The organism is Psychrilyobacter sp., from assembly GCF_049671765.1.
Taxonomy (GTDB): Bacteria; Fusobacteriota; Fusobacteriia; order Fusobacteriales; family Fusobacteriaceae; genus Psychrilyobacter.
The window spans coordinates 1-11,186 of record NZ_JBATVM010000313.1 but is presented as its reverse complement, the minus strand read 5'-3'; the positions used below and the strand labels follow the sequence as shown (position 1 = coordinate 11,186).

14 protein-coding genes are annotated in these 11,186 nt (G+C 27.9%); 8 read left to right on the top strand and 6 right to left on the bottom strand.

Translation table 11 applies throughout. From position 1 onward, the window contains the following. Positions 1–172: 172 nt before the first annotated feature. Positions 173–361, bottom strand: a complete 189-nt coding sequence (locus WBG30_RS14495) for a hypothetical protein (protein ID WP_424505362.1) — start codon at positions 359–361, stop codon at positions 173–175. A gap of 158 nt (positions 362–519) precedes the next feature. On the opposite strand from WBG30_RS14495, the gene WBG30_RS14490 reads away from it, so the two are divergent. Continuing rightward, positions 520–906: a Fur family transcriptional regulator gene (locus WBG30_RS14490; protein WP_424505361.1), complete on the top strand. Its 387-nt coding sequence runs from the start codon at positions 520–522 to the stop codon at positions 904–906. A gap of 997 nt (positions 907–1,903) precedes the next feature. Here the strand turns inward: WBG30_RS14490 and WBG30_RS14485 are convergent. Beyond that, positions 1,904–2,044, bottom strand: coding sequence for a hypothetical protein (locus WBG30_RS14485; RefSeq protein WP_424505360.1), 141 nt, complete (start codon positions 2,042–2,044; stop codon positions 1,904–1,906). 16 nt (positions 2,045–2,060) lie between these two features. Further along, positions 2,061–3,269, bottom strand: coding sequence for a tetratricopeptide repeat protein (locus WBG30_RS14480; protein WP_424505359.1), 1,209 nt, complete (start codon positions 3,267–3,269; stop codon positions 2,061–2,063). Positions 3,270–3,479: 210 nt separating this feature from the next. Between WBG30_RS14480 and WBG30_RS14475 the strand changes: the two genes are divergently transcribed. The 7 genes from WBG30_RS14475 to WBG30_RS14445 all read left to right on the top strand — a co-directional run bounded on the left by WBG30_RS14475 (position 3,480) and on the right by WBG30_RS14445 (position 9,806). Further along, a complete protein-coding gene (locus tag WBG30_RS14475) occupies positions 3,480–3,665 on the top strand; it encodes a hypothetical protein (RefSeq protein ID WP_424505358.1) in 186 nt (61 codons plus the stop codon). A 359-nt stretch (positions 3,666–4,024) separates the two neighbouring features. Next, positions 4,025–4,456 carry a lysostaphin resistance A-like protein gene (locus WBG30_RS14470; protein WP_424505357.1) on the top strand — a complete coding sequence of 144 codons (432 nt, stop codon included), beginning with the start codon at positions 4,025–4,027 and terminating at the stop codon, positions 4,454–4,456. 328 nt (positions 4,457–4,784) lie between these two features. Beyond that, the gene (locus WBG30_RS14465; RefSeq protein WP_424505363.1) at positions 4,785–5,495 is read left to right on the top strand and encodes an IS6 family transposase; all 711 of its coding nucleotides are present in this window, start codon (positions 4,785–4,787) and stop codon (positions 5,493–5,495) included. Positions 5,496–5,694: 199 nt separating this feature from the next. Then, positions 5,695–7,851 (top strand): peptidase domain-containing ABC transporter, encoded by a 2,157-nt coding sequence (locus WBG30_RS14460; RefSeq protein ID WP_424505356.1) that lies wholly within the window; start codon positions 5,695–5,697, stop codon positions 7,849–7,851. Further along, entirely contained in the window at positions 7,844–8,980 is a 1,137-nt protein-coding gene (locus tag WBG30_RS14455; RefSeq protein ID WP_424505355.1) for an HlyD family secretion protein, read from the top strand. The genes WBG30_RS14460 and WBG30_RS14455 overlap by 8 nt, the downstream gene beginning before the upstream one ends. A gap of 52 nt (positions 8,981–9,032) precedes the next feature. Further along, positions 9,033–9,377, top strand: a complete 345-nt coding sequence (locus WBG30_RS14450; protein WP_424505354.1) for a hypothetical protein — start codon at positions 9,033–9,035, stop codon at positions 9,375–9,377. Between the two features lie 63 nt (positions 9,378–9,440). Then, positions 9,441–9,806 (top strand): lysostaphin resistance A-like protein, encoded by a 366-nt coding sequence (locus tag WBG30_RS14445; RefSeq protein ID WP_424505353.1) that lies wholly within the window; start codon positions 9,441–9,443, stop codon positions 9,804–9,806. A gap of 202 nt (positions 9,807–10,008) precedes the next feature. Here WBG30_RS14445 and WBG30_RS14440 read toward each other — a convergent pair whose 3' ends face one another. The 3 genes from WBG30_RS14440 to WBG30_RS14430 all read right to left on the bottom strand — a co-directional run bounded on the left by WBG30_RS14440 (position 10,009) and on the right by WBG30_RS14430 (position 10,960). Beyond that, the gene (locus WBG30_RS14440) at positions 10,009–10,410 is read right to left on the bottom strand and encodes a toxin-antitoxin system YwqK family antitoxin (RefSeq protein WP_424505352.1); all 402 of its coding nucleotides are present in this window, start codon (positions 10,408–10,410) and stop codon (positions 10,009–10,011) included. Positions 10,411–10,431: 21 nt separating this feature from the next. Further along, positions 10,432–10,626 (bottom strand): hypothetical protein, encoded by a 195-nt coding sequence (locus WBG30_RS14435; RefSeq protein WP_424505351.1) that lies wholly within the window; start codon positions 10,624–10,626, stop codon positions 10,432–10,434. Positions 10,627–10,762: 136 nt separating this feature from the next. Further along, positions 10,763–10,960 carry a hypothetical protein gene (locus tag WBG30_RS14430; protein ID WP_424505350.1) on the bottom strand — a complete coding sequence of 66 codons (198 nt, stop codon included), beginning with the start codon at positions 10,958–10,960 and terminating at the stop codon, positions 10,763–10,765. Between the last annotated feature and the right edge of the window lie 226 nt (positions 10,961–11,186).

Here is an 11,186-nt window from a genome sequence, read left to right as displayed (position 1 = left end):
TTCCTGTATGGCCATGAAGATATTGTGCTTCACCTTCGAATCCTAAAAATCTGTGTGCGTACTGAAAATCTAATTGACTTTTTGATCTCATATTGACTCCTCCTAAATATTATATTGTATTTTGCTGGCAAACTTAAACAATAATAGTAATTTTTACTTTGCTTAACTTAATCTATCGAATTATCGAGTTTTTCCACCCGTTAATACTAGTTTTAAAACACTTATCACTAGCTATTTTATTTTTCCATCCATCTAAAATAAATGTTCTATTCTCATTCTCATTAGCGACTTTATTTCTCCATCCATCTAAAATAAATCTACTATTCTTTTGTTTATTTTCTTTATTTATATTAAACCACATTTTAATCCCCCTTCACTTTAAGATAATAATAGTAACTGTTACTGTTATTAGTATCGTATATAATTTAATATTTGTCAACTTTTTTTTTAATTTATGTTAGAATATAAATATAAACTTAGTAGCAATTACTATTATTAATAAAAAAAAGGAGGAATATTATGAAGTTTTCTAAAAAAAGAGAGTTAATATTAGACTTTGTTTTAAATAATGACAAACACCTCTCAGCTGATTTTATTTATTCTGAACTAAAAAAAGATTACCCAGAATTAAGTTTGGGAACTGTTTATAGAAATTTAGCACAACTTTCTGAGAATGAACTGATAAAAAAAGTTAGTCTTAATGGTCAAACTGATGTATTTGATAAAAATTTAGAGAAACATGGACATCTTATTTGTGAAATTTGTGGATCAATATCTGATGTTGACCTTGATCCATTAGAAGAGGTGGTTCAAAAAATATCAGAAAAGAATGATATTTCTGTGAAACATTATGACGTTATATTTCATGGAGTTTGTAGTAAATGTAAAAATAATATAAAAAATTAAGAGAAAATTTTGAACTTCGAAAAAACAAAGGTTCGTAGCGAAGCGACCTTGTTTAGGCTTAAACCTAGGTTTTGAATTTAAAAAAAATGAAAAAAAGAGTAGATGCCATCTTCATTCATCTACTCTTTTTTGATTGTTTTTAAGTTTTCAAGTCTAAAACTATAATATTAGACTATAAAAGAGGATATCCGAGACCGCTTATCCCTGCCATACTTCAAGGATCGCTTCTTCAGGGAATGAACTCCGTGTTCTTCTAACCAGAGGGTCTATGGGTGGCAGAGATGGTTGAGGTTCCCCCAATCCTGTACTTATTGACTCAGCGAAGTGTTGCCCCATATGGATCGCACTCTACAGATGAAGGGGGAATATCCGAAGAGACCCAAGTAGAAAGTAGCAGGTAGTATGTAGCAAGTTAAAAAAACTTACTATTTGCTACTTTTATTTTACTGACTACTTGAATTACTGAGGTGGGGATATACAGGAGATTCTATCCAGTAGGGGTGGGGAAGGGTTTTAAGTCTTACAATGAATCGCTATTGGGAGCTTATGAGGTGCCTGTACTTTTGGCCCTAGTGACGCAGGTAGCTTATTCCTACCTAATGTTCTATGAAAAGGTGGAATAAGCTATAAAATATCATAGTCACGGAAAGGGCTATCCCTACTATCTACACCGAGCGAGAGCGAACGAGCTGAATCCCCCATATGAGTATCCCCTCACGAACGCTACCGATTAGAGGGGGTAGCCAAGGGGAGTGTGAGGGGAACGGCGAGGGGGGATGAAGTAAGCTCCCCAAGGCTGGAGATCCTCCGAGTCCGTCTCCAATAAGGACGAAAGAGAAAAGCGGATATTTGGTCGTGCAGAAGCTGGTCTCCAGCCGATCTTTCGGAGAATCACTCGGAATGTAAAACTTTAATATCTGTCTAATTGTAGTATTATAAGGTTTTTAAAGTAGGAGAAAAAAATCCCTTAAACCATTGACAGTTTAAGGGATTTTTTTTAGTTTTGTTCAAATGTAATATTAGGTATGTTAGTTGGTACTTTAGGCATTCTTCCTCCTTGACCAATTTCTTCGTTACTACACAAAACTAAGGTGAAAAACATTAAAAATCCAATGAAAATCAATACTTTTTTATTCACAGATAAAACCTCCTTTTTATAAAGTTATATTTTTAATTAAAAGTAGTGCCTCGTATTGCATATTATTATTATCATAATACTTTAATATAGAAACAATAAATTCAGAATTTAAATATTTTAATTCAAATTGTTTAATATGTTTAATTAGTTTTTGTTGCTTTAAAGGGTTGTTTCCATAAAGGGTAATGAGGTATTTAACACTATCTAAATGTTTTTCAAAATTAAAGGAAGTATTGTCTAAATTTATTTTAAAACTTATTTCTTTTTCAAACGCTTCTATAGCTTTTTCTTTATTTTTAAAAAAAAGATATATTTTTCCTATGTTCCAATAAGTTTGATAAAAAACTTCTCCTTCGAGATTATTTAGAATAGTTTCTAATTTTTTTAAACTACTCATCATAAGAATTTCATATTTCATATCTTTAGCACAAGAAAGAATATTAACATAACATATTTTTAATTCTTTATAATTTGTAGGGTCACTTACACCTTTTTTAAAATATTCAATGGCTTTTTCATATTCTCCTGAGTTTTGATAGCAAATACCTAGGTTATTGTAGGAATGATAATAATGTTTTGTAATCTTTTCCATATCAATAACAATCTCAAAACATGAAATAGCTTTACTCCATTTTTTAGTTTTTAAAAGGTTAACACCGATATTATAAGCTAAGAGTGCTTTTGTTTTATAAGGAGCTCTATCGATTTTTTTTTGATATTTCAGGTATATTTTATAGGTAAGTTCTATTTTTTCTAACCTGATGATCTCAATTAAGACAGAGTAGAAAATATCATAGCAAGAGAAATGATTTAAGAGATCGTAATAGATATTTAAAGCTTTTTCTTTCTTACCTATCTTTTGATTATATTTAGCTATAATATATCGGTATTTATAGCTATGAACTTCTTTTTCACGTCCAAACAACTCTATTTCTTCTTGTTTTTCTTTGGAATAGATAGTTTTATTTATAAGACTCTCAATAATTAGTTGATCCAGTTCCTTCTCAGGAGTGATCCATAATTCTTTTATAGTAACAGTTTTATTTATATTTCTTTCTTGAAAAATTCTATTAAAAGAATCAACCAACAAGGTAATATGTTTTTCTTTAAAAGAATTATGTCCTTTTTTTATTTTAGTTAGATAAGAAGCACTAATTCCTTTACATGCTAGTTCTTTTTGTGTTATTTTATGTGCTTTAGCTATTTGAAATATTTTATTTTTCATGAACCCTCCTAAAATGTAATTGTATTATATAGTTAATGTCCAAAAATTTCTACTAAAATTCAATTTTTAGTAAAAATTGAATAAAGTAAGACTTAAAATTCAATTTTTATGTTTATTTATATAAAAATTTGGAAAATTTGTTTTAACAACATAATATACTACAGTAACACTTGGAAGAGAGTTACAAAAATTAAAACGGAGGTCAGAAAAATGAAAGAATTAACACAAGAAGAAATGAGAGAAGTTAATGGAGGATCGGTAAAAGACGTAATAGAGGTAGGAAAGGCATGGGCAAAGATGGTCGAGCGTCATGAGAAAGAACGTAAAGAAGCAAGAGGGGATCATAAATACGAAAGACCATCAGAGACAGGAAGCGATAAACATACAGAAATGTAAATATAAAACAATATAGTCTAGAAGGAGGTAAAACAATAGAATTTACTATGGAATTAAAAAAAATTAAAAATAATATAGTAATTAGGATTTTTTTTATTGTGACTATATATCTTTCTTTTGATTATTTTACTTTTCGTTTTGCAAATTTTTTTGGTATTAATAATTGGTATATTATTTTCTTACTTAGCTATATAAGTCTTTTTTTTATATTTTTTATATTTAAACAATTGGATTTCAGAAGTCTTTTTAAGAGAACAAAACTTCCAAAAGAGATTTTCTTTTGGAAGTTTATTTATATGTATAGCAGTGTATTTATATCAAGTGTATTGCTTAAGGTTTTTCCATATTTTTTTTCAATTTTGAAAAAAAATAGTTCTTATGTTTTAGGAGATAAAAAAAATTTAACATTAATTTTTATTATTCTTCTAGGACCACTATGTGAAGAGATTTTTTTTAGAGGTATTGTTTTTAAAGTTTTTGAAAAAAATTCTAAACTGACTGTAGTTGTTGTATCAAGTATGTTGTTTGCTTTAGATCACGGTAAAGTAGGAATCCCTATATTAATTTCTGGCTCTTCATTTTATTATGGTTATGTTTATATGAAAACTGAATCACTGTGGAATACAATCATTATTCATGTAATGAATAACGGTTTGGTTGTATTTTTGATTTTGACTAAGAGCCAATTACTAGTAGAAGGACCATTATATTATCCTTTAGGTTTATCTTCTGTTATAATTAGTTTTTATGGTTTTTCTAAGATGTATAAATTTTTAAAAAGTCAACCTTAGTGGCTTAGTGTCCATACCCATCAACTTAAGATTCAATCAAAAAAGAACAAAGGGATGAAGATGGCCTTTGTTTGTTTTTTTCATTTAAATTAATTTTTATGGAAATTATTTAAAAGCTTATACTTAAATAAATAGAGTGTTGCAAAAGTAATTGAATAAAATACTCATATGTCGACCTTTATAAGCTACAGTCTTCGTTAGAATTAAGGAAGCATCGAACCTTTTTAAGAGTTCGATGTACTGATAATCATATTCAGAAATTCCTTTATTAATTTGGTTCTGTTGCAACAATTTTAATATGGTATAATCTATAAAAAACAGGAGGGAAATTATGGATTCAAAATATTTTAAGCATAAGCAATTTGAAGGTGATTTTATACTTCTTAGCGTTAGGTGGTACCTTAAATATACGCTTAGTTCTAGAGACCTTAAAGATATTATGCTTGAAAGAGGATATAAAGTTTGTCATTCTACTATTATTCGTTGGGTTCATGAATATTCTCCTCTTATTGCTCAGAAGGTAAAGAAACATCTTAAACTAACTAATGACTCCTGGAGAGTCGATGAGACGTATATCAAGGCTAAAGGTGAATGGAAGTACTTATATAGAGCAGTGGATTTTAATGGTGAAACTATAGACTTTCTATTAACGGCTAAAAGGGATAAGAAAGCTGCTAAGAGGTTTTTCAATAAGATATTGAAATCAACTAACAGTGTTATTCCTAGAGTAATCACACTAGATAAGAGTGGAGCTAACCTTTCTGCTATTAAAGAGATTAAAAGGGAAAATGATACCGCTATTAAAGACGTGGAAATTCGCCAAATTAAATATCTAAATAACATTATAGAACAGGACCATCGCTTTATAAAGAAAAAGGTTAAGTCAACATTAGAATTCAAAACCTTCAATTCTGCCAAGCGTATTATCTCTGGAATAGAAACTATGAATATGTTAAGAAAAAAGCAAGTCGATGGATTAGATCGAAATGCCCTTTTAGAATGTAAATTTATAAATAAATTATTTGGAATTAACGCTTAAAGGATATTGGGTAGCGGGAATCTTAGAACCTAATTTAATTGTTGCAACAGAACCAAATTTTTATACTAGAAAAAAATAGTTTTAAATTTTAATCGTTTTTTTATATCACGGGTGAAAAAATGAAAGAATTAACAAAAGAATAAATGTTAGTGGAGGAGGAGATCATTTTAGAGATTGAACAATTTATAGAAGGAGAATTATGAAGAAGAGACATACTTGCATATTACAACACGATACAATGGACTGTGGAGCGGCCTGTATAGCAATGATCAGTAAATATTATGGGTTGAAAATACCTATAGGGAAGATACGACAATATGCTTCTACTAATCTAATAGGGACTAATGTACTAGGGTTAAAAGAAGCCGGAGAAAAGTTAAAGTTTGATGTGAAGGCAGTTCGTGGAGAAGAAAAAGATTTTAATAAAAAATTACAAACTCCTTTTATAGCTCATATCAATAAAGACGGTTTGCTTCATTATGTCGTAGTGTATAAAATTACAAAAGATAAAGTAGTGGTAGCAGATCCAGCTGAAGGCCTTTTAAAACAAAAAAAAGATGATTTTTTTAAACAGTGGACAGGAATAATTATTTTTATGAAACCTTCTCCTGAATTTGAAAAAGGAAATGAAAAAAAAGGTATCTTTGAAAGATTTTTTAAGTATATTAAACCTAATAAAGGTCTTATAATTCATATTATTGTTGCAACTCTAATATATACATTTTTAGGGTTGTTGGGAGCTTTCTATTTTAAGTATTTAATTGATGATATCCTAGCCAATCATTTGAAAAATACACTTATAACTTTTACTGGCGGATTAATTATTTTAAAAATATTTCAATTAATACTGGGAACTTTTAGAAGCTATATAATTTTTTATCTGGGTCAAAAAATAAATTCAGGAGTAATGCTAGATTATTATAAACATGTCATAAATTTACCATTATCTTTTTTTGAAAATAGGAAAATAGGAGAAATAACTTCAAGAATAAGTGACGGAAGTAGTGTAATGGGTGCATTGACCAATACAATTTTTACTGTAGTAATAGATTCAGTTATGATTTTTGCAGTAGGAGGAATTCTTTTATCTCAAAATATAAAACTTTTTGTAATGGCTCTAATGTTTATTCCTTTGTATACAATAACTATTTTGATTTTTATAAAACCTTTCAAAAAATATCATAGAAAAGTAATGGAAAGTGACTCTCAGCTGGAATCTTATTTAGTTGAATCTTTAAACGGTGTTCCAACTATAAAAGCATTAGGAGGAGAAAAAGAGTCTTTAAAAACATACGAAGAAAAATTTTCGAAATTACTAAGAGATAGTTTTACCAATAAGAAAGTTGGAATGATATCTAGCTTTATAGAAAGTATATTAAATATATTCTCTGGAAATTTTATTTATTTTATAGGTGGATTGGAAGTAATAAAAGGAAATATCAGTATAGGGCAACTATTAACTTTCAATACTCTTTATGGGTTATTTTTTGAATCTGTAATAAATTTTGTAGACCTAATCCCTATAACGCAAAGAGCCCATGTAGCTTCTGACAGACTAGGAGAAGTTTTGGATATTGAAACTGAAAAACAAACTGGTATAGACAAAGAAGATATAAAAGGAACTCTTGAATTTAAAAATATAGATTTTAAATATGGCAACGGAAAAAATGTACTAACAGATATAAATTTTGAAATTTCTTCAGGAGAAACACTGGCCATTGTTGGGGAGAGTGGAAGTGGGAAGAGCACCTTAATAAAATTATTGATGAGATATTATGAAACCATTAATGGAGAGATAACTATTGACAACCATAATATCAAGGAAAATAATTTAAGATCTTTTAGGAAAAGGATCGCATACGTTCCCCAAGAGACATTCCTATTCAGCGGTACTCTTATGGAAAATTTAAAGTTTGGTTTTTTGAATAAAAGTGATGATGAAGTCATAGAAGCATGCAGAAAAGCATGTATAGATGAATTTATAGAAAAAGATCCTTTGAAGTATAATATGCGTATAAGTGAAAAAGGTTCTAATCTTTCAGGAGGACAAAGACAGAGAATTTCATTAGCTCGTGCCTTTTTAAAGGATTCAGATATACTAATATTGGATGAAGCAACAAGTAGTCTAGATGTAGAAACAGAAGAGAAAATAAATAAAGGGATTTCAGAGTACAGTAAAGGAAAAATGGTTATATTAGTAGCTCATAAACTAGCAACAATAAAAAAAGCTGATAAAATAATAGTGTTATCTAGCGGTAAAATAACTGAAACTGGAACTCATAGAGAACTTTTAAAAATAGAATCAGGAGTTTACAAGCGATTTTGGGATCTTCAAGTGGGTGCAACGGATGAGTAAAAAAATAATAACAATAAAGGAATATGAACTAACGACAGATTATTTTTTTAGAAAAGAATTACGCTTGATGATATTTTATATCTATTTTTTAACTAGTTTAATTATTTTATTACTTACTTGGTCATATTTTTTAAATGTTGACATATTAGTAAAATCAAGAGGTGTTGTAAGACCAATAAAAAAAATAAGCAGTGTTTTAAATCAATTTGAAGGGAACCTTACAAAAGTAAATTATCAAGATGGAAAAACAGTAAAAAAAGATGATCTATTATATTCTATCGATACCTTTATTCTTGAAAATAATTATTTGAAGAATATAGCTTTATTGAATAAAGAAAATAAAGAAATCTGTTTTTTATTAACATTAAAAGAAAGCTTAATCGCTAAAAAATCTTTCTTTAAAGATAAAGATAATGAATATTATTACCTCTATCAAAAACAAAAGTATAAAAATAAAAGGTTAGAGGCTATTCTCAGAGCAACTAAGATGGAATATTCAAAGTATAAATCTCTTGGTTCAGACTATGTCAGTGGAATGGATTTAGAGAAGTTTCGAAGAGCTTATGAAGAAGCTTTGTATGATTATAAGATGAGTGATGCAGAGCTCTTATCTAAATTAAACAATAAAATCTTTAAATTAAAGGAAAAAACAGAAAATATAATTAAAGAAAATATTGATCTGAAAAATCAAATAGACAAAGGCAGTGTTAAAGCTCCTATAACAGGGACAATACAATGCAGCAAGGTTTTTAACAAGGGAGATTACATACCTAAAGACCAAAAGGTATTAGATATAGTTCCTCAGGCCTCTAAATTAAAGATGATAGTAGATATTGCAAATAAAGATATTTCTAAAATAAAAGTAGGGCAGTTAATAAAATACAGAATTGATTCATTACTTTATAAAGAATATGGTGTTTCAAGGGGGAAAGTAGTTAAAATATCTCCTGATTCATCAAATAAGGGCAGTTTTCGTATGGAAGGAACAATTGATAGAGAGATGTTAGAAAACAATCATGGAAATCAAGAATTGTTAAAAATAGGTATGACTAGTGATATAAGAATAGTCACAACTCAAAAAAGTGTCTTAAGAGTAATATTAGAGAAATTAAATTTTATGAATGAATGATATTAGCTATAAATCTTTTATATAGCAACAAATAAAAAAAATAGGAGGAATCATGGAACAAATTATGGAACCCAAAAGAGCATCGAGCTTTATAACTTTACTATTGTTCTTCGTTTTTAGCGCTATTGGTGTTGTTATAGCTTATATGATAACGGATGATAAAGATTTAATAGGTATTATTGCATACACAGGAGTTTTTTTAGTTTTACTTTGTTATTTTCGGTTTAAAAAAGGGACATTGCAAGGTATTAATTTTAAAGTCCAAGAATTAGAATTAAAAAAAGTTTTTAAAGTTTTATTTTATTGTATAATTTATTCGATTTCTGGTAATTTTATAGAGTGGCTTTTATCTACTTATACTCATTTAAAATTTTCTAGAGTTACTGAAAATTTATAACCTTACAACAGAAATTATATAGGTTGGTTAATATTTTATATTTCTATAACTATTTTTCCTTCTGTGGTAGAAGAAATAGTTTTTAGAGGAGTTCTCTTAAAAAATTTAACCATAAAGTATGGGTTTAAAACAGCTGTTTTAGCCACATGTATTATATTTAGCTATATTCATGGTTTTTCTGATGGAACAGCTATTTTTCTGAAGGGAAGTGCTTTTTATGTAGCTTATATATATTATAAAGAAAAAAACATATTGTATCCTATTATTTTCCATACAGTTTCTAACTTCATGTGTATTTTCCCAAAATTTAATTATATTTCTGGGGATTCACCAAATAAATTTATTTTTATGTTCATATTTGTATTACCGTTTATATTAAGGAAATTATATCAAATCTTTATACTAGAAAAAAATAGCTTTAAATTTTAATCATTCTTTTTAATATCATGGGTGAAAAAATGAAATTATTTAGAATTAATTAAATATCTCGGACAGAAAACAGGAAAAATTGCAAACAAAAAATGAAAAAGTACTAAATAAAAGGACACTAGAATTCTAGTGTCCTTTTAAGGTTGGTTTTATTGGGTTTAATTCTGAAAGTTCCAAAATAGGTATTATGGAACTTTTGTTTTTAATCAATAACTTTTCCATCTTTATAATTCCATTTATATTTAATTTTTCCATCCTCATAATAGGCAATATTTTCACCATTTTTTAATCCATTTTTAAAATTTCCTTTATATCTAATGTTCCCATTTTCATAATAATCAATCGCTTCACCATGTTCATAGCCGTCTTTATAATTTGTTTTTTCTTTTATTTCCCCTGTTTCAAAATAGGCAATAGTTTCTCCGACTTCTATATCATTTTTATAATGTACTTTATAATTGAGTTGTCCATTTTCATAATAAATAAACCATTCACCATTTAATTTATTGTCTTTATAATTTTCTATTTTTTTTATCTTACCGTTTTCATAGTAGGTAATAAATTTACCGTTTTTATTATTTTCTTTATTTATTTTTGTTTCCATTATATCCCTCCTTTTTTGATGTTACTTCAATGAATCCTCTAAAATATTGATCTCTCCTAATTGGACTTTTTTCAATAAATTTTCTAATAGATGGTTATATTCAAAGATATTTAGTGAATCAATTTTGAGTTTATTTTTACTCATTTCAACTTCTAACAATGTTCTGATTACTTTTACCTCTGTCAAATCTACTTTTAATTTTGCTGTATATTCCATTTGATCACCTCAATTTTTATTTTCATAGGTAATATATACAAATTAATCTATTTTCCTTTGGGTAATTCATGAATTACCCCTACTTAATAATCATAGGATTTTTCAAATTCTATTAATTCAATATAATCTCTATAAATTATATACCCATAAACGGTAGATCCTGCCGCCGCCTTTCTCCAGCTTTATCAATTAAGCTATCGATAACTACAAAAATTTGCCCAGCTTCTTTCATTTTTTCAACGACAGAATAACTAACTTTAGAAACTCCTAAAGCTGTCATTTTTCCGCTACCATTAATTACTTTTTTTAATTTTAATTTTTCATAAATATTCATAGTTTCCCACTTATCTTTAGTGGGTTTTAATACTCTCTAATTTTGTTTCTAAGCGATTTTAGATTTTAATTATGTTAAACTTAACATGATATTGATCTGTTTGAGCTCTCTTAGCTAATTCTACCTGAGAAATTTTTTGTTCTTTTCTTGCTTTTATTAAGGCAGAGATGATTTCATATTCTGGACCTAATTTTTCATATTCTTCTTTAAAGTCTTTATCTTCCAT

Bases quoted from the DNA above. Each gene is read 5' to 3' on its own strand.
- WBG30_RS14455 (WP_424505355.1), top strand. From the start codon at position 7,844: ATGAGTAAAAAAATAATAACAATAAAGGAATATGAACTAACGACAGAT.
- WBG30_RS14440 (WP_424505352.1), bottom strand. From the start codon at position 10,410: ATGGAAACAAAAATAAATAAAGAAAATAATAAAAACGGTAAATTTATT.
- WBG30_RS14495 (WP_424505362.1), bottom strand. From the start codon at position 361: ATGTGGTTTAATATAAATAAAGAAAATAAACAAAAGAATAGTAGATTT.
- WBG30_RS14430 (WP_424505350.1), bottom strand. From the start codon at position 10,960: ATGAATATTTATGAAAAATTAAAATTAAAAAAAGTAATTAATGGTAGC.
- WBG30_RS14435 (WP_424505351.1), bottom strand. From the start codon at position 10,626: ATGGAATATACAGCAAAATTAAAAGTAGATTTGACAGAGGTAAAAGTA.
- WBG30_RS14475 (WP_424505358.1), top strand. From the start codon at position 3,480: ATGAAAGAATTAACACAAGAAGAAATGAGAGAAGTTAATGGAGGATCG.
- WBG30_RS14450 (WP_424505354.1), top strand. From the start codon at position 9,033: ATGGAACAAATTATGGAACCCAAAAGAGCATCGAGCTTTATAACTTTA.
- WBG30_RS14480 (WP_424505359.1), bottom strand. From the start codon at position 3,269: ATGAAAAATAAAATATTTCAAATAGCTAAAGCACATAAAATAACACAA.
- WBG30_RS14490 (WP_424505361.1), top strand. From the start codon at position 520: ATGAAGTTTTCTAAAAAAAGAGAGTTAATATTAGACTTTGTTTTAAAT.
- WBG30_RS14460 (WP_424505356.1), top strand. From the start codon at position 5,695: ATGAAGAAGAGACATACTTGCATATTACAACACGATACAATGGACTGT.